This is a genomic window from Ureibacillus thermosphaericus (assembly GCF_012396605.1).
Lineage (GTDB): Bacteria > Bacillota > Bacilli > Bacillales_A > Planococcaceae > Ureibacillus > Ureibacillus thermosphaericus.
This window is the reverse complement of record NZ_JAAXPW010000006.1, coordinates 34646-59349: the sequence shown is the minus strand read 5'-3', so window position 1 is coordinate 59349 and position 24704 is coordinate 34646. Positions and strand designations below refer to the sequence as shown.

The window sequence follows — 24704 nt, the reverse complement described above, 5'->3', positions numbered from 1 at the left end:
GGATGGTGAATGTGGGTACAACTTTTTGGCAACATCCTTTAATAGAAACAGCAGGCTATTTTAGTGTTGTTGTATTATGTTTAATAGTTTCAATGGTCTTATTTGAAATGGTGACAAAATATAAAAATTGGGAAGAAATTAAAAAAGGAAATGTTGCCGTCGCCCTTGCTACTGGAGGAAAAATACTAGGTGTTTGCAATATATTCCGCTATTCCATTGAAAGGCATAATACTTTTTTTGAAATGATTGGTTGGGGGTTGTACGGGTTTATTTTGCTTATCATCGCATATTTTTTATATGAATTTTTAACCCCCCATTTCAATGTCGATCAGGAGATTGCAGCGGATAATCGTTCAGTTGGATTGATTTCATTCACCATTTCACTTGGACTTTCCTTCGTCATCGGTGCCAGCATCATTTAGGAGGTTCCAATGGACAAATTAGCAAAAGTGCTTATCGTTGTAGCTGTCTTATTTTTTATTATAGGATTTTATTATTTACTTTCACTATAATGGTTATTATTAAAATTTTAATACTAGTAGAAACGTTAACATGCGTTTCTACTAGTTTTTTTATTGTTACAAAGTTATTAATAGTTATATCAAAATAGTAAATAACCCTATTATTCGACATTTTTCGTCATAGAAAATAGTATTAAAATTATTGAATGAATAAGAAAAATTAAGAATTAAAGTAGAAAAAAATTATAATTCTAAAAAAATAGTTTGAAAGACCATTTCTTTTCAATTATAATAAATGTAACAATTGCAAGAAAATTTGAACATTTACGCAAGGGGGATGTGTTGATGTCTAGTAAAATTTGGCTTAAACATTATCCTGCTGAGATACCGCATACGCTGGAGTATGAAGAAATTCCCGTCCAAACATTTTTGACAAGAGCATACGAAAAAAATCCAAAAAAATGTGCAATACATTTTATGGGAAGGGAATTGGATTATCAAGAGCTGTATGAATCAGCATTAAAATTTGCCAACTATCTTCGTTTTTTAGGGGTTGAAAAAGGAGATCGGGTAGCAATCATGTTACCAAACTGTCCACAGGCAGTTATAGCTTATTACGGTATTTTATATGCAGGAGGAATTGTCGTTCAAACAAATCCGCTTTACACAGAGAGGGAATTAGAGTATCAAATGCAGGACTCTGAAGCAAAAGTAATTTTGGCATTGGATATTTTATACCCAAGAATCATGAAAGTCATTCATCGAACACAAATTGAAAACGTTATCATCACGGGTATTAAAGATTATCTTCCATTTCCGAAAAATCTCGTATATCCTTTTATTCAGAAGAAACAATATGGCTTTAGTGTCAAAGTAGAACATCGTGGTTCCACACATTTATTCACGGAAATCATGAAGGTTGAAAAACCGAAACCAATTGATGTGCCTTTTAATTTTGAAGAAGATTTAGCCCTTCTTCAATATACTGGTGGTACGACTGGCGTTCCTAAAGGGGTAATGTTGACTCACAAAAATTTAATTGCCAATACAATGATGTGTGATGCATGGTTATATAAATGTGAGGAAGGAAAAGAAATTATATTAGGATTGCTTCCTTTCTTCCATGTATACGGCATGACTACAGTGCTGATTTTATCCGTCATGAAATCAAACAAAATGGTATTGCTTCCTAAATTTGAAGTGGAACAAGTGTTAAAAACCATTGATAAACAAAAACCTACTTTATTCCCTGGTGCACCAACAATGTATATTGGTCTATTAAACCATCCGGATTTATCTAAATATGATTTGTCTTCCATCAATGCATGTATAAGTGGTTCTGCTCCACTACCTGTGGAAGTACAAGAAAAATTTGAAGAAATCACTGGTGGGAAACTTGTAGAAGGCTACGGCTTAACGGAAACTTCACCAGTAACCCATGCAAACTTTATTTGGGGAAAACGAGTAGTTGGCTCGATTGGAGTTCCTTGGCCTGATACAGAAGCGGTGATTATGAAACCAGGAGAAAATGAAATTTTATCACCTGGAGAAGTAGGAGAAATCGCGATTCGTGGACCTCAAGTGATGAAGGGATATTGGAAACGCCCTGAGGAAACTGCAAAAGTGTTTGCAGATGGATGGTTCTTAACTGGAGATTTAGGATATATGGATGAAGAAGGATATTTCTATGTTGTAGATCGTAAAAAAGATGTCATTATCGCTGGCGGATTTAATATTTATCCGCGAGAAGTAGAGGAAGTATTGTACGAACATGAAGCGGTTCAAGAATGTGTTGTAGTTGGAGTTCCAGATCCATATCGGGGAGAAACGGTGAAAGCTTTCATTGTATTAAAAGAGGGTAAAACAGTGACGGAAGATGAATTGAATAAATATTGCCGCAATAATTTAGCTGCTTACAAAGTACCTCGCATTTATGAATTTAGAGATTCACTACCGAAAACAGCAGTAGGAAAAATTTTAAGAAGAACATTAATTGATGAGGAAAAACAGAAAGCTAAGGAGCTTCAAGCGAAATAGCATTAGTTATTGACAGAAAGTTCATGAAATTATAATATGAAAATATGAATGAATAATCATTCATATTTTCTTATTTTTTTGGTGGTGAACATCATGAATCGAGATAAACCGAAATACATGCAAATAATTGAAGCAGCAGTTATTGCGATTGCCGAAAATGGCTATCATCAAACACAAATTTCAAAAATTGCTAAACAAGCAGGTGTTGCAGACGGGACCATTTACCTGTATTTTAAAAATAAAGAGGATATTTTAATTTCCTTGTTTAAAGAAAAAATGAGAGTTTTTATTGAAAATTTAGAAGAAATCATTCAAACTGGTGCTAACGCCTCTGACAAACTATCAAAAATGATAGACAACCATTTTAGTGTGTTGGCCAATAATAAACACCTTGCGACAGTCACCCAATTAGAATTGCGCCAATCAAATAAGGAGCTTAGGTTAAAGATTAATGCAATTTTAAAAGAATATTTGAATCTTCTTGATAATATATTGGTAGAAGGCATGATGAATGGCGAATTTAATCCAACAATGGATGTGAGAGTTGCAAGACAAATGGTATTTGGAACAATCGATGAGACAATTACGTCTTGGGTGATGAATGATTTCAGATACAGCCTCTTAGATAATGCACCTAAAGTAAAGCATCTACTATTGAATGGTCTAAAAAATAATTAAAAGGAGTGTCTTCATGGAATTTCTAAAATGGAGAGCAGAAGACGGTGTTGCGATTGTAACAATCAATCGTCCGCCAGCAAATGCACTAGCACAACAGCTAATCCGTGAATTAGACGAATTGATGACTGAAGTTGAACATAATAATGATGTTCGAGTTGTTTTACTTCACGGTGAAGGACGTTTCTTTTCAGCAGGAGCTGATATTAAAGAGTTCACAGATGTTTCATCTGAACAACAGGCAGTAAATCTCGCAGAAAATGGACAAGCTGTTTTTGATCGCTTGGAATCTTTCCCAAAACCTGTCATCGCAGCAATTCATGGTGCCGCACTTGGCGGTGGATTGGAACTTGCGATGAGTTGCCATATTCGATATGTCGCTGAAGACGCGAAGTTGGGTCTTCCTGAATTAAATCTTGGAATTATTCCTGGATTTGGTGGAACACAAAGATTACCGCGATATGTCGGATTAGCAAAGGCTGCTGAAATGATTTTTACAGGAGAGCCGATTTCAGGGGCAGAGGCCGTACAATGGGGGCTAGCAAATAAGGCTGTACCACAAGAAGAACTTTTACCGCAAGCATTAGAATTGGCGAAAAAAATTGCCAAAAAGAGCCCGGTTTCATTAAAAGCTGCTATTCATGCATTACAATACAGTAAGAAATCATTCGAAGAAGGAATCAAAGCGGAAGCAGAGCAATTCGGCATTGTATTTAATTCAGAAGATGCAAAAGAAGGAATTCAAGCATTTATTGAAAAACGCCAACCTACTTTTAGTGGCAAATAATTTTTAGGAGGTAATTTACATGAACATTTTCGTATTAATGAAACGCACTTTTGATACAGAAGAAAAAATCGTCATTCAAGATGGAAAAATTCAAGAAGACGGCGCTGAATTCATTATCAATCCATATGATGAATATGCCATTGAAGAAGCAATTCAAGTAAGAGATCAACATGGTGGAAAAGTAACGGTAATCTCCATCGGCAATGAAGAAGCGGAAAAACAACTGCGCACGGCTCTTGCAATGGGTGCTGATGAAGCGGTTTTAATCAATACAGAAGATGATTTGGACGAGCTAGACCACAGTGGTGCAGCTTATATTCTCGCTGAATATTTAAAAGACAAAGAGCCAGATTTAATCTTGGCAGGAAATGTTGCAATTGATGGTGGTTCTGGTCAAACTGGACCAAGAGTTGCTGATTTATTAGGCATTAATTATGTAACAACGATTACAAAATTAGAAATTGATGGAAATAACGTGAAAGTTGTTCGTGACGTTGAAGGAGATTCTGAAATTATAGAAACGAGCTTGCCTTTATTAGTTACAGCTCAACAAGGATTGAATGAACCGAGATATCCTTCTTTACCAGGTATTATGAAAGCGAAGAAAAAACCGCTTGAAGAGTTAGAATTAGATGATTTAGACATCGATGAAGATGATGTTGAAACAAAAATTGAAACAGTGGAAGTATTTTTACCACCACAAAAATCTGCTGGTCGCATCTTAGAAGGAGAACTAAAAGACCAAGTGAAAGAATTAGTAAATTTACTTCATACGGAAGCAAAAGTGATTTAAATTTTCTGAACAATTAGAATGGATTGAAGAGTATTAGATTTCATTAGATTCGTACGGTAATGGAGGGAAAACAATGGCAAAAAAAATATTGGTATTAGGAGAAGTACGTGACGGTGCTTTACGTAATGTTTCATTTGAAGCAATCGCTGCAGCAAAGCAAATCTCAGATGGTGGAGAAGTTGTAGGCGCGTTATTTGGCGATCAAGTAGCAGATCTTGCAAAGGAATTAATTGCATATGGAGCTGACCGAGCGCTCGTTGTGGAACATCCACATTTAAAAACATATACTTCAGATGGCTTCAGCCAAGCTTTATTAGCTCTTGTGGAACAAGAAAAACCTGAAGGAATCGTTATTGGGCATACGTCTTTAGGGAAAGATTTATCACCTAAAGTGGCATCTCGCCTGCAATCTGGATTGATTTCAGATGTAACAGAGATTGAAGGAACAGGCGATGATGCACTATTTGTACGTCCAATTTACTCAGGTAAAGCTTTTGAAAAAGTAAAAATTAAAGAAGGACTCGTGTTCGTGACAGTTCGTCCTAACAATATTGCGCCACTTGAACGAGATGAAAGCCGCACAGGAGACGTTCAATCTGTATCTGTAGATATTAAAAACTTGCGTACGATTGTAAAAGAAGTTGTTCGCAATGCAACAACAGGTGTTGATTTATCTGAAGCGAAAGTAATCGTGTCTGGCGGTCGCGGTGTAAAATCAGCAGAAGGATTTGAACCATTAAGAGAGCTTGCCAACTTACTGGGCGGTGCAGTAGGTGCTTCCCGTGGTGCTTGTGATGCGGGTTATTGCGATTATGCAATGCAAATTGGTCAAACAGGTAAAGTGGTAACACCAGATTTATACATCGCGTGTGGTATTTCTGGTGCAATTCAGCACTTAGCAGGTATGTCTAACTCAAAAGTAATTGTTGCAATTAACAAAGACCCTGAAGCAAACATTTTCAAAGTTGCTGATTATGGAATTGTCGGCGACTTATTTGAAGTCGTTCCGTTATTAATTGAAGAAATTAAAGCATTAAAAGTAAATTCTTAAAATCTAAAACTGGTAATCTCCTCACCACATCTCAAATCTCAGAGATGTGGTTATTTATTGTGAAAAAGTAAATCATTAAAGGAATTTGTTTGTTAGATGAACGGATTTCAATTTCTTAAAACACTTTACTACCCTTTGAATTTTTAACGTGCTATACTACTAAAAGATGTTACATTAAGGAGGCATTTTATAAATGGCAATTGTACATGCTACTGATCAAAACTTTTCACAAGAAATCTCTTCTGGTTTAGTATTAGTAGATTTCTGGGCAGCTTGGTGTGGACCTTGTAAAATGATTGCACCTGTATTAGAAGAACTCGATGCCGAAATGGGTTCAGAAGTGAAAATTGTAAAAGTTGATGTTGATAACAATCCAGCAACAGCTGCTGAATATCAAATTATGTCGATTCCATCTTTGCTTTTATTTAAAGATGGCCAATTAATTGCAAAAACTGTTGGCTTCCAACCAAAAGAAGCATTAGTTGAATTCATCAACAACAATAAATAATATTCAACCGAGCACAAAGAATTTGTTTGTGCTCGATTTTTTATTTTGGATATGATTATTGATTTAAAAGAAAACTTATCGATTTTTGCTTTAAGATATTCGTATAATAGAGTTAAAGTAGGTTGATTAAATGTAAGGTGATACTCCATGAATGAAACAATTCAAAATAAATTGGCGCTGTTACCAGATTTGCCTGGATGCTACTTAATGAAAGACCGACAAGGAACGGTTATTTACGTCGGAAAGGCAAAAGTCTTAAAAAATAGAGTTCGATCCTATTTTACTGGTTCCCATGATGGTAAAACTCAACTGCTAGTTAGTGAAATAGAAGATTTTGAATATATTGTTACTTCAAGTGATTTAGAGGCTTTAATTTTGGAGCTCAATTTAATCAAACAATATGATCCAAAATATAACGTAATGTTAAAGGATGACAAGAGTTATCCTTATATTAAAATTACCAATGAAATTTATCCAAGAATTATTACGACAAGAAAAGTGAAAAAAGACAAAGCTAAATATTTTGGACCTTATCCGAATGTATCTGCCGCGAATGAAACAAAGAAGCTCCTCAACCGCATCTATCCATTAAGAAAATGCAACCGACTGCCAGATCGAGTTTGTTTGTATTATCATTTGGGGCAATGTTTAGCTCCATGTGTTAAAGATATAGATCCGAAAATTTTTGAAGAAATGACAAATGAAATCATAAAATTCTTAAATGGCGGCCATGAACAAGTAAAAAAAGAATTAGAGAAAAAAATGATGGAGGCTGCGGAAAAGCTTGAATTTGAAAGAGCAAAGGAATATCGAGATCAAATTCAATATATCGAAACGGTTATGGAAAAGCAAAAAATCGTTTCAGGAGACCAAACGAACCGGGACGTATTTGGATATGCAGTTGAAAAAGGGTGGATGTGTGTTCAAGTCTTTTTCGTTCGACAAGGAAAATTAATTGAAAGAGATGTTTCTGTATTTCCTATTTACCGTGATCCGGAAGAGGAATTTTTAACTTTTGTAGGGCGTTTCTATGATACAGAACATTTAAAGCCAAAAGAAATATTGATTCCAGAAACAATTGATAAAAGCATTTTAGAAAAATTATTAAATATAAGAGTATTGGTGCCAAAACGTGGCACAAAAAAAGAACTGGTGGATTTAGCAAAGAAAAATGCAATGCTTGCAATCGAAGAAAAATTCCAATTAATTGAACGCCAGGAAGAGAGGACAATTGGCGCTTGTCAACAATTAGGTGAGGCTCTAAATATTGAAACGCCTTATAGAATTGAAGCCTTTGATAACAGCCACATGCATGGAGCAGATCCTGTTAGCGCAATGGTCGTATTTATTAATGGAAAGCCGGCAAAAAAAGAATATCGCAAATATAAATTAAAAAATACGGCGAAACATGACGACTATGGAGCGATGCAAGAGGTGATTCGCAGGCGCTATACCCGTGTATTAAAAGAACAATTGCCACTTCCTGATCTAATTATTGTTGACGGTGGTAAAGGGCAAATTGAAGTTGCACGAGAAGTGTTGGAAGATGAGCTTGGATTATCAATTCCCATTGCAGGACTTGCAAAAGATGAGAAGCATCGAACATCTGAACTATTATACGGGGAACCACCTATGTCGATTCCACTGAAAAAAACAAGTGATGCTTTTTACTTGCTTCAGCGAATACAAGATGAAGTCCATCGCTTCGCTATTACATTTTTGCGGCAACAACATCAAACGAACGCTTTACGCTCTGTCCTTGATGAAATTGAAGGAATCGGTCCAAAACGGAAGAAACAATTACTGAGTCATTTTGGTTCAGTGAAAAAAATCAAACAAGCTTCTGTGGAAGAATTAATGGAAGCGAAAATGCCAAAAGTGGTTGCAGAAACAATCTATCAGTATTTCCATAATGACACATTGTCAAAGGAATAACTGTATGATAATGTAATTTTAAAAGTAAATAAGTTTAGATATAGATAGAGGTGCGAGATTCATGAGTACCTAACTGGAGGAGAGGAACAAGTCTGAAGAAGGTTAGGGAAAGGGGAGATTGCCGAAGCGGTAAATTTGCTTGTTCCAGTTTACTGGCTGGTTTTGCATTGAAGAAATGCAAGATTGTCAGAATCTAAATGGTTCTGGAGAGCTATCTCATAAAGTGTTTTCTGAAAATTGAGGCAGCTTTTCACCATCCTTTGTGAAGAGTTGCTTTTTTCTTTAATTATATAAGATTCGGAAACTTCATTTCATGGCTTGTGAAAATAAGGGGAGTGTAGCGATGATTAATATTGTAGTGAAGTTGGATGAATGGAATCTAGCATCACCTGAAAACATTGGAGAAATAGCAAAAAGACTCATCGAAGAGAAGAAGTTTGGACGCAATGTAGTAGCAGTCGTTCCATCCTCTCCACCTGTAAATGAGGGTTTGGAAAAAATTATTTACTCTTTATCGGATGCACCATCCGAAAGAGAGTTAGACGCAATCCATTCTACCAATAATCAAATTGCTAGCAGTTTGCTTTCCATCGCCATTCAAAAAAGAGGATTTAGAGCTGTTTCCCTTACAGGCTGGCAACTTGGAATGAAAACAACACGAAAATTAGCAGGAAATGCTCGCATACATCAAGTCGATGGTAATGTCATTATTGAACGGTTTAAAAAAGGCGAAATAATCATAGTCGCGGGCGGACAAGGTGTTGATGATGAGGGCAACATCACCCTTCTCGGAGCTGGAGGGACTGATGCAACAGCGGTAGCGATTGCAAAAAGCATTGATGCAGAACGTGTGGAAATCTATACGGATCTTGATGGGGTATATACAGGGGATCCTAATGTAGTTCAACAGGCTCGTAAATTGAAAGATATTACATATGATGAGATGTTAGAATTATCTTATTTAGGTTCGAAAATTGTTCATCCGAGAGCGGTCGAATTAGCAAAAAAATTTGATATACCAATTGTTGTTCGTTCGAGTACGAAAAATCTTCGAGGTACATTGATTAAGGGAGAGATTGAAATGGAGAGAAATTTAATTGTTCGTGGTGTCGCCTATGAATCAGATATTATCCGCTTTACTGTTGGATATGAATTACTAGAAAAATCTTCCCTTGCCAACTTGTTTAATACCCTAGCAAAGCATCATGTCAACGTAGATATTATTGTACAATCTGTGATGAGTGAAGTAAAACCGACAATATCGTTTTCAATTGTAAAAGAGGATTTAACAAATGCGGTAAAAGTGCTTGAAGAACATAAAGAGGAGTTAGGTTTTCAATTTGCTGATTTTGAAGTTGGTTTAGCGAAAGTGTCAATCGTGGGTTCGGGCATGGTTTCCAATCCAGGGGTAGCAGGCCGCATGTTCGCACGCTTATGTCAAGAAAATATCCCTGTTAAAATGGTTTCTACATCTGAAATTAAAGTATCTGTCGTTGTGCCACAAGATGATATGATTCGTGCAGCAAATGCACTGCATGATGAATTTAATCTTGCTGAGGAATGGGTATAAAAAGGGGCGAATAAAGCCCCTTAGCGTTCAATTTTTTCTTTTAAATCCATCTTTACTGTAAAAATTACTTCTAGTTGTTTTTCTTTTTTCTCTTCATAGCATTCCGTCAAAACACCTTTAAAGTTTTGGATTTGTTCGGCAATGAAGCCAGCTTCTAAGCGAAAATTTCTTTCATTAATCTTTAGCAACTCCGGTTCATTCGTCAAACTAAACACAAATCCGTCTTTCATTTCTTTTTCAAGGGTAAGATCACCCCATCCGGCATCTTTAAAAAAGGAAATGATTAAAGGAATATCGGTGCATGGAAATTTGCGAGCTAAATCTTTTCCTGCCCAATATAGAATATCTTTTTCATGCTTTCCTAAAATGGATGGCACTAAATAATCTCTTAGCAGTTCGTATCCAAATAAAGGAAACGAATCTTTCGACAATGACATATAATAAGAACCTCTTTCTAGAATTTTTCTTTTTTAACAACAGAGAATTTGAAAAAAGTTAAAATAGAGAAAAATAACATAATAGAGAAAAAATAGAAGGTTTTGTAGCGAATATTAGACAAATTTCGGAAAATAAATATGCACAACTAACCTTGACGGTAATAGTTCGTGGGGGTACAATGAACTTGTCATAATATTGTACCATTATGAATAAAACAGTCAATGCATAAAGCGTTTACAATTTGTGACGACTTATTGACTACTTATTTCTATCATTTAAGGGGGTATCAGTCTTGGCAAAAAATGAGTTTTACTGGCGCCGACTACATTCTTTACTTGGTGTTATTCCTGTAGGGCTATTTTTAGTGTTCCACTTGTCTCTAAACTTTACTGCAACAGGGGGAGAAGAGACATATAACAGTGCAACAGGAGTAATGGATTATATTCCAGGTCCACTATTATTACTTATTGAGTGGATTGTTATCTACATTCCTATTCTGTTCCACGGTTTATATGGAATTTATATTGCCTTTACAGCAACACCAAACAATAAGCGCTTCAGTACATTCCGTAACTGGATGTTCTTATTGCAACGACTTACTGGTGTGTTCCTAGTAATCTTCATTGCTTGGCACATGTTCCAAACTCGCATCCAAAAAGCATTTGGTGCGGAAGTAAGTTTTGAAATGATGGAAAAAATCGTTGCAAATCCATGGATGTTAGGATTCTACATTGTGGGTATCCTTTCCGCTACATTGCATTTATCTAACGGTTTATGGTCATTCTTTGTAAGCTGGGGTATCACACAATCAACACATTCTCAAAAAGTAGTTACGTGGATTACAATGGCATTTTTCGTCATCTTAAGCATTATCGGTGTATCTGCAATTCTAGCATTCGTATGATACAAGCATAGATAGAACGTCCAATTAGAAAAGAGGAGTGAGAAATAATCATGGCCAAAAAGAAATTAATCGTTGTTGGTGGCGGCTTAGCTGGTCTAATGGCAACGATGAAAGCAGCCGAAATGGGTACTGAAGTAGAACTATTCTCATTAGTTCCTGTTAAACGTTCACACTCAGTTTGTGCACAAGGTGGAATTAATGGTGCAGTAAATACAAAAGGTGAAGGGGATTCTCCATGGATCCACTTTGACGATACAATTTATGGTGGAGACTTCTTAGCGAACCAACCACCAGTAAAAGCAATGTGTGAAGCAGCACCTGGTATCATTCACATGTTCGACCGTATGGGAGTTATGTTCAACCGAACTCCAGAAGGTCTACTTGACTTCCGTCGTTTCGGTGGTACATTGCATCACCGTACTGCATTTGCAGGTGCGACAACAGGTCAACAATTATTATATGCGCTTGACGAACAAGTTCGTCGTTACGAAGTAGAAGGTTTAGTAACAAAATACGAACACTGGGAATTCCTTGGAATCGTTCTTGATGACGAAGGAGTTTGCCGTGGAATCGTAGCACAAGATTTAAGCACATCAGAAATTAAAGCATTCCGCTCTGATGCTGTAGTTATGGCAACAGGTGGTCCTGGTATCATCTTTGGTAAATCAACAAACTCAGTAATCAATACTGGTTCTGCAGCATCAATTGTTTATCAACAAGGTGCTTCATATGCAAATGGTGAGTTCATCCAAATTCACCCAACAGCAATTCCTGGCGATGACAAAAACCGTTTAATGAGTGAATCTGCTCGCGGTGAGGGTGGACGTATTTGGACATATAAAGATGGTAAACCATGGTACTTCTTAGAAGAAAAATATCCTGCATACGGTAACTTAGTACCACGTGACATTGCGACACGTGAAATCTTCGACGTATGCGTAAACCAAAAATTAGGTATCAATGGTGAAAACATCGTATATTTAGACTTATCTCATAAAGATCCACATGAATTAGACATCAAACTTGGTGGTATCATCGAAATCTACGAAAAATTCGTTGGTGACGATCCACGTAAAGTACCAATGAAGATCTTCCCAGCGGTTCACTACTCAATGGGTGGATTATGGGTTGACTACGATCAAATGACTGAAATTCCTGGTCTGTTTGCTGCTGGTGAATGTGACTATTCACAACACGGTGCAAACCGCTTAGGTGCTAACTCATTACTTTCTGCGATTTATGGTGGTATGGTTGCAGGACCTAACGCAGTTAAATATATGCAAGGCTTAACAAAACATGCGGAAGATTTACCACAATCTTTATATGATTCTTATGTAAAACAAGAGCAACAAAAATGGGATAACATCCTAAAAATGGACAAAGGTAATGAAAACGCATATTTACTTCACAAAGAACTAGGCGAAATGATGACTGACAACGTAACAGTTGTACGTTACAACGATCGCCTACAAAAAACATATGACACACTTGGTGACATGTTAGAGCGTTGGGAAAACATTAACATCCACGATACTCAAAAATGGAGCAACCAAGGTGCACACTTTACTCGTCAATTGAAAAACATGCTATATCTTGCACGAGTAATTACAAAAGGTGCGTTATTACGTAACGAGTCACGTGGTGCACACTATAAACCAGAATTCCCAGAACGTGACGACGAAAACTTCTTAAAAACAACTATGGCGAAATTTGATCCATCTACAGGTGAGCCAATTATTACTTACCAAGAAGTAGACGTTTCATTAATTCCGCCTCGTAAACGTGACTACTCTTCGAAAGGAGGTAATTAATCGTGACTACACAACAAGTGGAAACTGGAAAAACAGTAAGATTTAGAATTTTACGTCAAGATAATCCAAATGGTGCAAGCCGTTGGGAAGAATTCGAAGTACCTTACCGTCCAGGTATGAACGTAATCTCTGCATTGATGTACATTCGTCAACATCCAGTGACTGCTGATGGAAAACCAACAACACCGGTTACTTGGGACATGAACTGTCTAGAGGAAGTTTGTGGTGCTTGTTCGATGGTAATTAATGGCCGTCCACGCCAATCATGTTCTGCGTTGGTTGATCAACTTGAACAACCAATTCGCTTAGAACCAATGAAAACTTTCCCAGTTGTTCGTGACTTACAAGTTGACCGAAGCCGTATGTTCAACGCATTGAAAAAAGTAAAAGCGTGGATTCCGATTGACGGAAGTTACGATTTAGGAGAAGGTCCACGCATGCCTGAACGCAAACGTCAATGGGCATACGAATTGTCAAAATGTATGACTTGTGGTGTTTGTTTCGAAGCTTGTCCAAACGTTTCTGAGAAATCTAGCTTCATCGGTCCAGCACCACTTTCTCAAGTACGTTTATTCAATACACATCCAACAGGTGCAATGAACAAAGACGAACGTTTAGATGCAATTATGGGTGAAGGCGGACTTGCAAACTGCGGTAACTCTCAAAACTGTGTAGCTGCTTGTCCAAAAGGAATTCCTTTAACAACTTCTATTGCATCATTAAACAGAGCAACGACTGTACACATGTTCCGCAAATTCTTCGGTTCTGACCATATGGTAGACTAATATGTATTAGAAGCAGTCAAAATCGTTTATCGATTTTGGCTGCTTTTAATTTTTTTATAGAACAATTATCCAATTTTCATGATGCTGCATAGTATAGTAAGCAGTTTATTTCTGTACAGTTGCATTGCGAATCCTCTTTCAATAAAAAAATCCATCGTCATCCCCTTCCAATATTCGACATTTTCATTCATTTCCTCGATGAATCTACTATTGTATAATATTTATTATATAAGTAAAACATTGGTTAAAGGGGATGGGAAAATGAAAGAAATGTATATTGAAGATTTTGAACAATGGGAGAAGGAATTTACATTTTACACGGAAGAGATTGTTCGTTTTTCAGATGTTGATATGTATGGACATTTAAATAATGTTGTACCATTTTCATATTTTGAACATGCACGCATTGAATATTTTAAATGGCTGAATGTGAAGAACAATTGGGGTTCACAAGATGAGCAATGTATTCCAGTTGCGGCAGATTTGCAATGCGACTATTTAAAACAAGTTTATTACGGAGAAAAACTGCGAATTTATGTAAAAACAGCACGGGTTGGAAACTCCTCTCTAGATCTTCACTACATGGTAAAAAATGAAAAAGATGAAATCGTTTTAACTGGTAGAGGGGCTTTAGTACAAATCAACAAAGAAACTGGTAAACCTCATCGCTGGACTGAAGAACAAAAAGTAATATTATGTGGGAAATAGTTAAAATGCCCTCACAGCCTCCACCCTCATGACATACTTTACATAGAGAGGAGATAGGAGGGTGTTGCCTTATGAGTAGCCCGCAGCATCGTTCGCTTTTAACGAAAAGAGAGCGGGAAATATTTCAATTATTAATTTTAGATTATTCCACAAAAGAAATTTCACAAAAGTTGGGCATAAGCGAAAAAACGGTGCGTAACCATATTTCAAACACAATTCAAAAACTGGGCGTTTCTAGCAGGTCACAGGCACTGATTGAATTGCTAAGGCTTGACGAGCTTTCATTGCATTAATCGATTTAAGATAGTGGCTTTAAATCCTAAAATGAATTTTAAAAGGCTACAATCGTATTAGTGATGAAAAATACTTATTCAAAAAAATGTCAATTATTATCTGATATACAATTACAACAATCGGGCAGTTGCATGGATCAATGGCGCGATGTTTAACATGAGGGTATTCAAATAAAAAACTGTCTTTTCCTGTTCAATTGTATGAATAAAAGAATCATTGAACTTAGTAAAGAATTAGGTCAAAATAGAATAGATAATAATATATCATACAAATGAAATAGGATAGAGGCGGTATAAGTGAATGCCCCAATAGGCGTTATCGATTCAGGAGTAGGTGGCTTAACTGTTGCAAAACAAATTATCAATGTTTTGCCAAATGAAACGATTTATTACATTGGCGATACTGCAAGGTGCCCCTATGGCCCACGAAAAAGTGAAGAGGTTCTCGCCTTTACTATGCAGTTAGCAAAAGCGTTGGAAAAACAGAATATAAAACTCCTTGTTATCGCATGTAATACGGCAACGGCAGTAGCATTAGATGTTTTAAGAGAACAGCTCTCAATTCCAATAGTGGGCGTCATTAATGCGGGAGCCCGAGCAGCTGTAAAAAAAACGAAGCACAATCGAATTGTGGTTCTTGCAACAGAAGGAACAATTAAAAGTGGCGCATATGAACGTGCACTGCTTGCTTTAAATACGGAGGCGAAAATTATTCCTCTTGCGTGTCCGACATTTGTACCGCTAGTTGAAAGTGGAGAATATGAAGGACAATTTGCATTCGACCTTGTAGCGAATGGATTAAAGCCGCTTGAAAATAAAAGTTTTGACACAGTCATTTTAGGTTGTACTCACTATCCGATGATTCAACATCATATCGAAAAGGTAGTTGGACCTAATGTAACTGTTTTATCATCAGCAGAAGAAACTGCAAAAGAAGTAAAAGAGCTATTAACAAAACATCACTTACTCCGAAATGAAAATCATAAACCACATCATATTTTCTATGTGACCGGCTCGGTGCCCATTTTCCGTACAATTGCTGAAAATTGGTTAGAAATGAAACACTTAGATGTAAGAAAAATTCAATTTTAACAACTCAAAAAATCCATGATGCTCAAATCATTTTGAGTCTCATGCGATTCGGTACATCAAGCAGCAAAATCATTCGGTTATACCGAATTGCATGAGACATGAAGAAAGCTCGAAAGGCACTTTTCGAGCTTTTTTACTTGTAGTACAGTGCTACAAGCTATAAAGATTGTATGCCAAAAAAGTTTCAAAAATGTGCAATGACTTTTTTCTGGAGAAAATGTATGTTAATATATTGTGCGATTATTTGTAGGAGGAAAGTACATGCGAGTAGATGGAAGAGAAGTAAATCAATTAAGACCTGTAACAATCGAAACAGATTATTTAATTCATCCAGAAGGATCTGTTTTAATTCAAGTAGGTAATACAAAAGTAATTTGTACAGCTACGATAGAAGAGAAAGTTCCTAGCTTTCTGCGTGGGCAAGGAAAAGGTTGGATTACTGCAGAATATTCCATGTTGCCAAGAGCAACGCAAGAACGTACTATCCGTGAATCTTCACGAGGTAAAATCGGTGGACGTACGATGGAGATTCAACGTTTAATTGGACGAGCATTGCGGGCAGTTGTTGATTTAGAAGCGTTTGGAGAGCGGACTATCTGGATTGATTGCGACGTTATACAAGCAGATGGAGGAACAAGAACAGCTTCTATTACTGGGGCGTTCGTTGCATTAACACAAGCTCTTGCAAAGCGCCATAAAGAATCTCCATTTGAAAAGTTTCCAGTTACTGATTTTTTAGCAGCAACAAGTGTCGGATTTGTAGAACCGATTGGAGCGGTTTTAGATTTAAATTATTCAGAGGATTTTCAAGCAAAGGTAGATATGAATCTAGTAATGACTGGAAGCGGCAGATTCGTTGAAATACAAGGTACTGGGGAGGAAGCGACATTCTCTCGAGAAGAATTAAATACGTTGCTTGCTCTCGGTGAAAAAGGAATTCGAGAATTAATTGAAATACAAAAGTCCGTACTTGGTGAAGATGCAAAATTCATTCTAGAAGTTGGGGAGTCAAAAGAATGATGAAACAAGTTGTAATTGCAACGAAAAATAGAGGAAAAGCAAAAGATTTTGAAGCGATTTTCAAGCCGCTTCATTATGAGGTTGTAACAATGCTAGATATAGCGAGTGATATGGAAATTGAAGAAACAGGTACAACCTTTGAAGAAAACGCAATATTAAAAGCAGAAGCCCTCTCACAAGCCCTTGGTAAACTCGTTATTGCGGATGATAGCGGTTTGGCAATCGATGCTTTAGGCGGTGAACCAGGGGTATTTTCCGCCCGTTATGCGGGAGATCATGATGATGAAGCAAATATTCAAAAAGTGCTTGAAAAAATGCAAGGGATTCCGGATGAAGAGCGCACAGCACGCTTCGTTTGTGCCATCGCTATTAGCGGTCCAAACATCGAAACGAGAACATTCTTAGGCGCATGTGAAGGCAGAATTTTGCACAAAAAAAGAGGTACTAATGGTTTTGGTTACGATCCAATCTTTTACGTACCAGAATTAGGTCGTACTATGGCAGAACTTACACCAGAAGAGAAAGGTGCAATTTCCCACCGAGGAAATGCGATTCGGAAGTTAACAGAAGAGTTGCCGAATGTATTAAAATAAAGTGGACAGTTTGAAAATTTCCATAAACATTTGAAATCTCGTTAAGACTTCATTATAGTAGTAGGTAATGATGTAAATATGGAGGAAAAAGAAATGATACCAAACTGTCCAAAATGTAATTCAGAATATACGTATGAAGATGGAAACGTATTTATTTGTCCAGAATGCGCTCATGAATGGACTGAAAACGACCATACTGAAGAGGAAGGCTTGGTAGTAAAAGATGCTTACGGCAATCTTTTACAAGATGGCGATACAGTGACAATCATTAAAGATTTAAAAGTAAAAGGAAGTTCTTCCACATTAAAAATTGGCACTAAAGTAAAAAACATCAAGTTGGTAGAGGGAGATCACAACATCGATTGTAAAATTGATGGTTTTGGTGCAATGAAGTTAAAATCTGAATTTGTGAAAAAAGCTTAAAGTAAAGGGGCTCAAGCAGCCTCTTTTTTATTTAGGATAAAGTTGCGAGTATTTTAGTCACAAGTATTTAAGCAAATGTTGCAATTATTTAATGATATGCGAAACAAAGATTTACTTGTGTACATTAAGTAAAACAGCAAGTCGTATTTTGTCAGCAATTAACCTTTTACATTTCAAGCAGATTTTATTAAAATTTTTATTAGGCATATTTTTCATTACTTGGATGCAAAGTAAAAAATAAGGGTGGAGACAATGAAATTATTAGTGATGAGTGATACCCATGGGGATGCAGAAATCATACAAGTAGTTAAGGAGCGACATCCAGGAGTGGATGTGGTCATTCACTGTGGGGATAGCGAACTAGATTATCAACACCCATATCTAGAAGGAGTAAAGCGAGTTCGCGGCAATTGTGACCGGGATAGCCGGTTTCCTGAAGAATTGCAGTTTGAAATTGAGAATAAAAAAGTGTATGTAACGCATGGACATTTATTCAATGTAAAGTCGACAACCATGAATCTGTTTTATCGTGCAAAGGAAGTAGAAGCAGATGCGGTGTTGTTTGGACATTCCCATTTACTTGGTGCAGAATTGATAGACAATATTCTGTTTGTAAATCCCGGGAGCTTGTTAAAGCCTCGGGGCATTGATGAAAAGAGTTACGCAGTGTTAGAGTATAATGATTCAATTTGGAAAGTTACTGCGTATACGGATCAAGGGGAAGAAATATTTCAAAAAGAGTATCCATTGGAAGAATTGTAAAATGGTTCGTAGTGTGAAAATTAGTTGAAAAAATTTTTAAAAAACCGTTGACATTTTCACACTACGCTAATATAATAAATATTGTCCTTTGGGAAAACAAAATGTCTCAGTAGCTCAGCTGGATAGAGCAACGGCCTTCTAAGCCGTCGGTCGGGGGTTCGAATCCCTCCTGGGACGCTACAGAAAAGCCTTACAACCACAACGGTTGTAAGGTTTTTAATTTTTATTCATCGACATGTATCAAAAAATATTTAGCCCAAAATTTGCCCAAATCATTCTTTTTCTTCATCTTCAATGAAGAATTTTTCAAAATGCGAACTTGCTCGTTGATCCGTTTCTTTTAATAGATGTCCATAAACATTCAAAGTAGTACTTATATTTGCGTGTCCTAATCGAGACTGTATAACTTTTGGATGTTCTCCGGCATGAATTAATAAAGTTGCCGATGTGTGTCGTAAGTCATGGAATCGAATGTGAGATAAATCTGGATTACGGTCCATAAAACGCTCCCACCATTGACTAATAGAATCAGGCCGATAAGGTTTACCATACTCATCAGAAAATAGAAATGTATGTTCTTTCCATTTTCTTTCGTTACCTAATTGGGCTAAATGTTGTTTTTTCATGGTTACCCACCGAATTAATTCATCCATTACGTTCTTTGGAATTGTCACAACACGTTTTCTTTTACCTTTGGTTTCTTTTAAAATCAGTCCGTCTTTCGCTTGTTCAAATTCCTCTTTTTTAGCTATAACCAGTGCTTGTTCAATCAAAATGCTGCTATTCTCGGCGTTTAAATGTTTTTCCTCAAGCGCAGCAATTTCGCCTTGTCTTGCGCCACTTACAATTGCTAATTCGACAATTAAGCATTTTTCAGGACTTTCTCTTTTCCTTAATCGTTCAAATAAAAGAGCAACCTCATTTTCGTTATATGCCTTTCCTTCTTCGTATTTCAATTTTGGTAACTTGATATTTTTGCATGGTGATTCATCTATTAATTCCCATTCGACAGCAGCTCTCATGATACTTGCAAATGCTTTGTAAATATTTCTAATAGTTGAAGGGGCAAGATTCCCATCTAACCCATCAAGCCGTTTGTTTTTCTTTTGCAAATCGCTAATAAAAAAAGCTATATCCACTTTTTTTATATCCTTTAATTTCATATCCCCGAAAACTGGTAATATTCGCTTTTCTAAATGAGTGCAATTGTCAACAAAAGTTCTTGGGCTGTAATGTTGTTTAGCATAATGTTCCTTCCATCTTGGGTAAAGTTCATTTAATGTAATGTTTGCAGTTTCTCCAAAATACAATTCTTCTTTTTGTTTTAATTCAGCTTCAAATAAAATTAATTGGCGCTCGGCTTCCTTTTCACTTTTTGCCGTAACAATTTTTGTTTTTCTCAATCTCCTTTTTCCTCTATATCCTAAGTCTGCTACTAATTGATATTTATTTTTTTCTTTAAGTTTTCGAACATAACTCACGTTAACCATCCTTTCAGAATATATGTTCGTTTTTGTGTGTATTAAAAATACTTCTTACATTTCAATTTGACCAGTTCAACTGGTACTTGATATGCAGAAGCGATGTCAAAGATGTTATTGTATTCTATAAAACAATCATCCGGTATTAAGAGTTCAGCAGCAAATCTGTTGGCTTCTCTCTCAATCTTATTAACTGATAATAGAGTATTTTTCTGCATAAATGGCGTGTTAACCCTGGTATGCAATATTGCGTGCCCAAGTTCATGGGCACATACCACACGTTGAAAATCGTCGTCTAAGTTGCAATTAATTACTATGTATCGGTTCCGACGATCGTATTTATAATAACCGTTGATTTGTTCGTGTAAGTCCCATTTGATGACATGGATGTTTTTCTGTGATGCTATTTCAAATGGGTTGAAAGTTTTGTGTTTATTTACCAATTCATGTACTTTAGCTTTCAACCACATACAATCACTTCTTTTCAATCAAAAATACAATTATAATAAAAGAAATAGGAGGTGCTATATATGTCAAAACCTAAACAATTTATAAAAAAACCTATAAAAGTTACTGCTTATCAAACTGAAAAAGTAGAGTATATCGAAACTCTTGAAGGTACAATGCGTGCGGATGTCGGAGATTGGATAGTTACAGGTATAAATGGCGAACGTTATCCTGTTAAACCGGATATTTTTGAAAAGACATATCAAGCGCTTGATTAACTGTCAAGTGCTTTTTTGATTGCATCATAAGTAAATGACATCGCCCATTCTGCTCCAATTCCATACAAATTAGCTGGAGGTGTATAAGATTTATTAATTTTAACTGCCACTATTTTCTTTCCTAATTCCACAGCTTTATCAATTTCCCATTTACACCAATCACTATTATGTGTGTTTTTTCCAACTAAAATTAAAAAAACAGAACTTTCTTTAATTCTATTTTTTATAACGCTTTTTATATAATTTGCATTTTCTGAGTTAATAGAGACTCCTACAGACATGTCATTAAACTTAATATCGAAGTATCCATTATCATTTTCTGACCATGCAACCAATAAATTTTTATACCTTGTATCTTCAGGTTCACTTTTATAGCTTACAAACACTTTTTTGCCCATCTATTTATCCTCCTTATTTTCGCCATGATTTAAATTAGCCCAATTTATATTTTCATTAGAAATAATAGTCTCGATCCGTTCAACCAAAACTTCTAAACTAGAATTCTCAGAATATACACCAGCTTTACCAAGAAACATATACTTTTCGCGTTTTAAAGTTTCACAAATCGATCTATATTCTATCCAGTTTTCGTGGTATTTACCCAAAGATAAAATACCTTCTAAAATAGAAACTAATACTCCTAAGAAACTAACAACATAAATAAAATATTTAAAATCAGCGACTAATGAAGCTAAGAAAGGTATTAGAGCTGCTGAAATAATTTGAAAGGTTTTTAAAAGTTTGTAAATTTTCTGATTCTTAATACTTTTGGTATCATACCAATTGATTTGCTCATCTAAACGTTCTTTAATATATTTAGATTCATCCAAAGTTAAAGAATCTTCCTCTTCTAGCATGTATTATTCATTATCCTCCTCCCTGTACTTCTTAGGAACATATTTCTTATTGATCTTCTGCGTCTGCCGAAAAATATACTCCATCGATTCAATCAGTGATTCTTTCGCTTCTTCGGATAATGGTTCGCCATTAAATGCTAATCCATCCGAATTTTCAATTTCTTCTCGGAATTTTTGTAAGCGTTTGGCGATGTCTTTTGAATCTTTATCTGTTAACTTATTCGATTCGTTTATCATCGAACCTTCACCGGTTAAAAGCCACTTATAAGATACACCATATAGATCTGCAAGAATGGCCAAAGTTGCGGCATCCGGCTCACTTACATTATTTTCATAACCGCTCAAAGTTTTGTTATTAATATTCGTTCTTTCTTTTACTTGTGTTTGTTTTAACCCAGTACGTTCTCTTGCTAATTTTAACCGTTCTCCTAAAGTAGACATCACACTCACCATTTTCTATTAAGAATTATTAAGAATAAAATAGCATGTTCTTAGGTTTTGGGAATGTATTTCTTAAAATATTAGAAAAAAATATTGACTTCTTAATAATTAAGAATTAATATGTAAATAGAAGTTCTTAGAAATTAAGAAAAAATCGAAAGGAGTGATTTTTACATGGAAATACATCAAAGAATCCGCAGCTATATTCAAGATAACGGGATGAAATTTAACTATGTAGCAGAAAAGTCAGGTATAAATACTAAACGTTTTTACCGATTGATGAACGGTGAATCGCCAATTAGTCTTGAGGAATACGAAAAAATATGTACTGGTCTGAATGTAGATCCGGGATATTTTTTTCAAGAAAAATTCTTAGTTTCTAAGAAGTTGAGTGTTAAATCTGCATAGGAGGTATGAAATGAACGAATTAATCAAAACAACCGTAAACGAAAACGGCGAAATTCTTGTAAGCGGCCGTGAGTTACATGAGTTTTTAGAATCAAGCGAACGTTACTCAAAATGGTTTGAAAGGATGTTAGGTTACGGGTTTACGGAAGGTATCGATTATACCCCGTACCAAAAAGTACACCCCCAAAACAAGCAAGAAATTTTAGACCACGCATTAAAGTTGGACATGGCAAAAGAAATTTCTATGCTTCAAAGAAACGAAAAAGGTAAACAGGCTCGTCAATACTTTATTGAAATTGAAAAGCGTTGGAATAATCCAGATATGATAGTTAAACGAGCATATGAAATTCTCCAAAGAAAAGTAGAAAAGTTGACGACTCAAAATTTAATGCTCGAACAACAAGTGAATGAATTAAAACCAAAAGCGGATTATGTTGACACCATTCTGAAAAATAAAGGTTTAGTTACCATCACTCAAATTGCAAAAGACTACGGAATGTCTGGAACAAAAATGAACGAATTGCTTCATGAGTTAAAAGTGCAATACAAACAAAGTGGTCAATGGCTTTTATATGCGAAATATCAAAATAAAGGATATACACATTCGGACACCGTTCCAATCACACGCAAAGATGGAACTCCTGATATAAAGATGAATACAAAGTGGACACAAAAAGGACGACTCTTTTTGTATGACTTGCTAAAAAGAAATGGTATTTTACCGATGATTGAACGCGAATTCCAGGAAGCCAACTAAAAACAAAACCGCATAGGAGGTGAACTGGGCGCGGTCAAATCTATTTCATTAACAAATTTTTATCAAACAAAAAAGTAATATAAAAGGCTGTCGGGCAAACAGCCTTTAGAAAGGAGGGCTAGCAAATGAACCTAAGCCGATTGCTCGAGGATATTCAATCGCAAGAATACGAACTTTTCGAGAAAAGACTCACAGCAGTTATCGAGAAAGCTTATCTCCAGGGCGTTGAAGATGGCCGTGAATATATGAAATCAAAATTCGAATATCCTGAACGAATGAGAAAGTCTGATCTAGCCAAATTCTTTAACTGCTCACTGCCACAAGTGGAAAAAATTATACGCATGGATGGGTTTCCACGAGATAAAGCAGTCCAAGCTCGTTATCCAAGAGATAAAGTGTTCGAGTGGGCAGACAAGAACATCGAATATATGAACGAGCGATTAGGCATTTACATCAGTCAAGCTGAATGGCTCAGACTGATACGAGGGCAAAAAACGAGTTAGAGGTCGGGCAGAACCTCTACTAATATAGTAACTTTTCTAAATTTTAGTAGCTATTCCATAAATGAATATATTCCATTTTGGAATATTCGAAAGGGGTGAGAATGATGCAAATAACCCAGGAATATCACAAGTTACTTCGGCAATTCAGAAAGAAGGCACGAATGACACAGGAAGAGATTGCTTACGAACTTAATATGACACAATCAACTGTTTCGAAGTTGGAAAGTGGTAAGCATATCGTTGATATTCAAACATTCATGAACTGGGTGAGAGTAACGAATTGCGAAGCACAAGCAGCAGTAATGATGTTCGGCGCAGATGTGCTAAACAACGCTTTGACTTTATTACAAATGATTCCAGCATTTATAGGAGGGGTGTTGTTATGGATTTAAAATCTATCAATTTTGAGATAGCAAAAGAAAAAGCGTGTATCGATGATCTGTTGATAATGATTGACATTCACGTTAAAGACGGGAATTTGGATTTAGCAACATCAAGAAGTCGTGATTTAACACGTTCTTTGGAGCGAGTACAGAAGCTCGAAAATCAACGCAGATTCTACATAACGATAAATAGTTTAGCAAAACAAGGCGTTATTTGTGAGGTGGTCAAGCGGTGCGGAAGTTTAAATGGCGTAAGTTGACATTAATTCAAAAGTTGTTGCTATCAGGTAAGGTGATCAGATGAAGTGGCTCAATGATTACTTTTTCGAAGGACAAGGTACCATACCAGATTTCATTTGGTTCTTTGGACCGTTATTATTCGGAATTATCTCAACGGTTTTCTTATATATTCACACTCATTAAAAAACCGCTAACCAAAATGGTTAACGGCAGACTAATATACACTAATTCAATTATAACACAAATGATGATGGGTTGCGAGT

31 protein-coding genes, 1 tRNA gene and 1 riboswitch are annotated in these 24704 nt (G+C 36.1%); of the genes, 26 read left to right on the top strand and 6 right to left on the bottom strand.

What is annotated here, in order from left to right:
- Positions 1-2: 2 nt before the first annotated feature.
- From HF990_RS04230 to HF990_RS04190, 9 genes are all read left to right on the top strand, one after another.
- Positions 3-422, top strand: coding sequence for a DUF350 domain-containing protein (locus tag HF990_RS04230; protein WP_026018975.1), 420 nt, complete (start codon positions 3-5; stop codon positions 420-422).
- A 384-nt stretch (positions 423-806) separates the two neighbouring features.
- Positions 807-2498, top strand: coding sequence for a long-chain-fatty-acid--CoA ligase (locus HF990_RS04225; RefSeq protein ID WP_168412061.1), 1692 nt, complete (start codon positions 807-809; stop codon positions 2496-2498).
- 93 nt (positions 2499-2591) lie between these two features.
- Positions 2592-3176 (top strand): TetR/AcrR family transcriptional regulator, encoded by a 585-nt coding sequence (locus HF990_RS04220; protein ID WP_016837191.1) that lies wholly within the window; start codon positions 2592-2594, stop codon positions 3174-3176.
- A 13-nt stretch (positions 3177-3189) separates the two neighbouring features.
- Positions 3190-3960, top strand: a complete 771-nt coding sequence (locus tag HF990_RS04215; RefSeq protein WP_016837192.1) for an enoyl-CoA hydratase — start codon at positions 3190-3192, stop codon at positions 3958-3960.
- Between the two features lie 19 nt (positions 3961-3979).
- A complete protein-coding gene (locus HF990_RS04210; RefSeq protein ID WP_016837193.1) occupies positions 3980-4753 on the top strand; it encodes an electron transfer flavoprotein subunit beta/FixA family protein in 774 nt (257 codons plus the stop codon).
- A gap of 73 nt (positions 4754-4826) precedes the next feature.
- Positions 4827-5804 (top strand): electron transfer flavoprotein subunit alpha/FixB family protein, encoded by a 978-nt coding sequence (locus HF990_RS04205; protein ID WP_096551436.1) that lies wholly within the window; start codon positions 4827-4829, stop codon positions 5802-5804.
- Between the two features lie 193 nt (positions 5805-5997).
- Complete coding sequence (gene trxA, locus HF990_RS04200) at positions 5998-6312, top strand: thioredoxin (protein ID WP_016837195.1); 315 nt, start codon at positions 5998-6000, stop codon at positions 6310-6312.
- A gap of 147 nt (positions 6313-6459) precedes the next feature.
- The gene (gene uvrC, locus HF990_RS04195) at positions 6460-8247 is read left to right on the top strand and encodes an excinuclease ABC subunit UvrC (RefSeq protein WP_016837196.1); all 1788 of its coding nucleotides are present in this window, start codon (positions 6460-6462) and stop codon (positions 8245-8247) included.
- Positions 8248-8284: 37 nt separating this feature from the next.
- Positions 8285-8469: riboswitch (Lysine riboswitch) on the top strand.
- Positions 8470-8590: 121 nt separating this feature from the next.
- Positions 8591-9817: an aspartate kinase gene (locus HF990_RS04190; RefSeq protein ID WP_016837197.1), complete on the top strand. Its 1227-nt coding sequence runs from the start codon at positions 8591-8593 to the stop codon at positions 9815-9817.
- Positions 9818-9837: 20 nt separating this feature from the next.
- Here HF990_RS04190 and HF990_RS04185 read toward each other — a convergent pair whose 3' ends face one another.
- Complete coding sequence (locus HF990_RS04185) at positions 9838-10254, bottom strand: YslB family protein (protein WP_016837198.1); 417 nt, start codon at positions 10252-10254, stop codon at positions 9838-9840.
- A gap of 293 nt (positions 10255-10547) precedes the next feature.
- Between HF990_RS04185 and HF990_RS04180 the strand changes: the two genes are divergently transcribed.
- The 11 genes from HF990_RS04180 to HF990_RS04130 all read left to right on the top strand — a co-directional run bounded on the left by HF990_RS04180 (position 10548) and on the right by HF990_RS04130 (position 18823).
- A complete protein-coding gene (locus tag HF990_RS04180) occupies positions 10548-11159 on the top strand; it encodes a succinate dehydrogenase cytochrome b558 subunit (protein ID WP_016837199.1) in 612 nt (203 codons plus the stop codon).
- Between the two features lie 50 nt (positions 11160-11209).
- The gene (sdhA, locus tag HF990_RS04175) at positions 11210-12970 is read left to right on the top strand and encodes a succinate dehydrogenase flavoprotein subunit (protein WP_016837200.1); all 1761 of its coding nucleotides are present in this window, start codon (positions 11210-11212) and stop codon (positions 12968-12970) included.
- A gap of 2 nt (positions 12971-12972) precedes the next feature.
- Positions 12973-13755: a succinate dehydrogenase iron-sulfur subunit gene (sdhB, locus tag HF990_RS04170; protein ID WP_016837201.1), complete on the top strand. Its 783-nt coding sequence runs from the start codon at positions 12973-12975 to the stop codon at positions 13753-13755.
- A 261-nt stretch (positions 13756-14016) separates the two neighbouring features.
- Complete coding sequence (locus HF990_RS04165) at positions 14017-14463, top strand: acyl-CoA thioesterase (protein ID WP_016837202.1); 447 nt, start codon at positions 14017-14019, stop codon at positions 14461-14463.
- A 71-nt stretch (positions 14464-14534) separates the two neighbouring features.
- Complete coding sequence (locus HF990_RS04160) at positions 14535-14756, top strand: helix-turn-helix domain-containing protein (RefSeq protein WP_016837203.1); 222 nt, start codon at positions 14535-14537, stop codon at positions 14754-14756.
- A 297-nt stretch (positions 14757-15053) separates the two neighbouring features.
- Positions 15054-15848: a glutamate racemase gene (gene racE, locus HF990_RS04155; protein ID WP_016837204.1), complete on the top strand. Its 795-nt coding sequence runs from the start codon at positions 15054-15056 to the stop codon at positions 15846-15848.
- A 261-nt stretch (positions 15849-16109) separates the two neighbouring features.
- Positions 16110-16868 carry a ribonuclease PH gene (gene rph / locus HF990_RS04150; RefSeq protein ID WP_016837205.1) on the top strand — a complete coding sequence of 253 codons (759 nt, stop codon included), beginning with the start codon at positions 16110-16112 and terminating at the stop codon, positions 16866-16868.
- Entirely contained in the window at positions 16868-17461 is a 594-nt protein-coding gene (locus HF990_RS04145) for an XTP/dITP diphosphatase (protein WP_026018976.1), read from the top strand. Before rph ends, HF990_RS04145 begins: the two co-directional genes overlap by 1 nt.
- Before the next feature lie 93 nt (positions 17462-17554).
- Complete coding sequence (locus tag HF990_RS04140; RefSeq protein ID WP_016837207.1) at positions 17555-17884, top strand: zinc ribbon domain-containing protein YjdM; 330 nt, start codon at positions 17555-17557, stop codon at positions 17882-17884.
- A gap of 252 nt (positions 17885-18136) precedes the next feature.
- The gene (locus HF990_RS04135) at positions 18137-18646 is read left to right on the top strand and encodes a metallophosphoesterase (RefSeq protein ID WP_016837208.1); all 510 of its coding nucleotides are present in this window, start codon (positions 18137-18139) and stop codon (positions 18644-18646) included.
- Between the two features lie 103 nt (positions 18647-18749).
- Positions 18750-18823 (top strand) — tRNA-Arg (locus tag HF990_RS04130).
- Between the two features lie 95 nt (positions 18824-18918).
- On the opposite strand, the gene HF990_RS04125 is transcribed toward HF990_RS04130, so the two are convergent.
- Complete coding sequence (locus HF990_RS04125; RefSeq protein ID WP_168412060.1) at positions 18919-20127, bottom strand: tyrosine-type recombinase/integrase; 1209 nt, start codon at positions 20125-20127, stop codon at positions 18919-18921.
- Between the two features lie 41 nt (positions 20128-20168).
- The gene (locus tag HF990_RS04120; RefSeq protein WP_168412059.1) at positions 20169-20597 is read right to left on the bottom strand and encodes an ImmA/IrrE family metallo-endopeptidase; all 429 of its coding nucleotides are present in this window, start codon (positions 20595-20597) and stop codon (positions 20169-20171) included.
- Positions 20598-20657: 60 nt separating this feature from the next.
- Here HF990_RS04120 and HF990_RS04115 point away from each other — a divergent pair, with 60 nt between their 5' ends.
- Positions 20658-20852: a PGDYG domain-containing protein gene (locus HF990_RS04115; protein ID WP_168412058.1), complete on the top strand. Its 195-nt coding sequence runs from the start codon at positions 20658-20660 to the stop codon at positions 20850-20852.
- Here the strand turns inward: HF990_RS04115 and HF990_RS04110 are convergent.
- From HF990_RS04110 to HF990_RS04100, 3 genes are read right to left on the bottom strand one after another with little or no spacing between them, the layout of a single operon-like run.
- Positions 20849-21250: a TIR domain-containing protein gene (locus HF990_RS04110; RefSeq protein WP_168412057.1), complete on the bottom strand. Its 402-nt coding sequence runs from the start codon at positions 21248-21250 to the stop codon at positions 20849-20851. The genes HF990_RS04115 and HF990_RS04110 overlap by 4 nt on opposite strands.
- On the bottom strand, positions 21251-21709 hold the full coding sequence (locus HF990_RS04105; protein WP_210730749.1) for a DUF4231 domain-containing protein: 459 nt from the start codon (positions 21707-21709) through the stop codon (positions 21251-21253).
- Between the two features lie 3 nt (positions 21710-21712).
- Positions 21713-22150 carry a helix-turn-helix domain-containing protein gene (locus tag HF990_RS04100; RefSeq protein ID WP_168412056.1) on the bottom strand — a complete coding sequence of 146 codons (438 nt, stop codon included), beginning with the start codon at positions 22148-22150 and terminating at the stop codon, positions 21713-21715.
- Between the two features lie 174 nt (positions 22151-22324).
- On the opposite strand from HF990_RS04100, the gene HF990_RS04095 reads away from it, so the two are divergent.
- The 5 genes from HF990_RS04095 (at position 22325) to HF990_RS04075 (ending at position 24461) form a co-directional block, all read left to right on the top strand.
- Positions 22325-22558 (top strand): helix-turn-helix domain-containing protein, encoded by a 234-nt coding sequence (locus tag HF990_RS04095; RefSeq protein WP_168412055.1) that lies wholly within the window; start codon positions 22325-22327, stop codon positions 22556-22558.
- A gap of 10 nt (positions 22559-22568) precedes the next feature.
- The gene (locus tag HF990_RS04090; protein WP_168412054.1) at positions 22569-23315 is read left to right on the top strand and encodes a phage antirepressor KilAC domain-containing protein; all 747 of its coding nucleotides are present in this window, start codon (positions 22569-22571) and stop codon (positions 23313-23315) included.
- A 125-nt stretch (positions 23316-23440) separates the two neighbouring features.
- Positions 23441-23818, top strand: coding sequence for a hypothetical protein (locus HF990_RS04085; RefSeq protein WP_168412053.1), 378 nt, complete (start codon positions 23441-23443; stop codon positions 23816-23818).
- Between the two features lie 104 nt (positions 23819-23922).
- Positions 23923-24210: a helix-turn-helix domain-containing protein gene (locus tag HF990_RS04080; RefSeq protein ID WP_168412052.1), complete on the top strand. Its 288-nt coding sequence runs from the start codon at positions 23923-23925 to the stop codon at positions 24208-24210.
- On the top strand, positions 24201-24461 hold the full coding sequence (locus tag HF990_RS04075) for a hypothetical protein (RefSeq protein WP_168412051.1): 261 nt from the start codon (positions 24201-24203) through the stop codon (positions 24459-24461). Before HF990_RS04080 ends, HF990_RS04075 begins: the two co-directional genes overlap by 10 nt.
- Positions 24462-24704 lie beyond the last annotated feature (243 nt).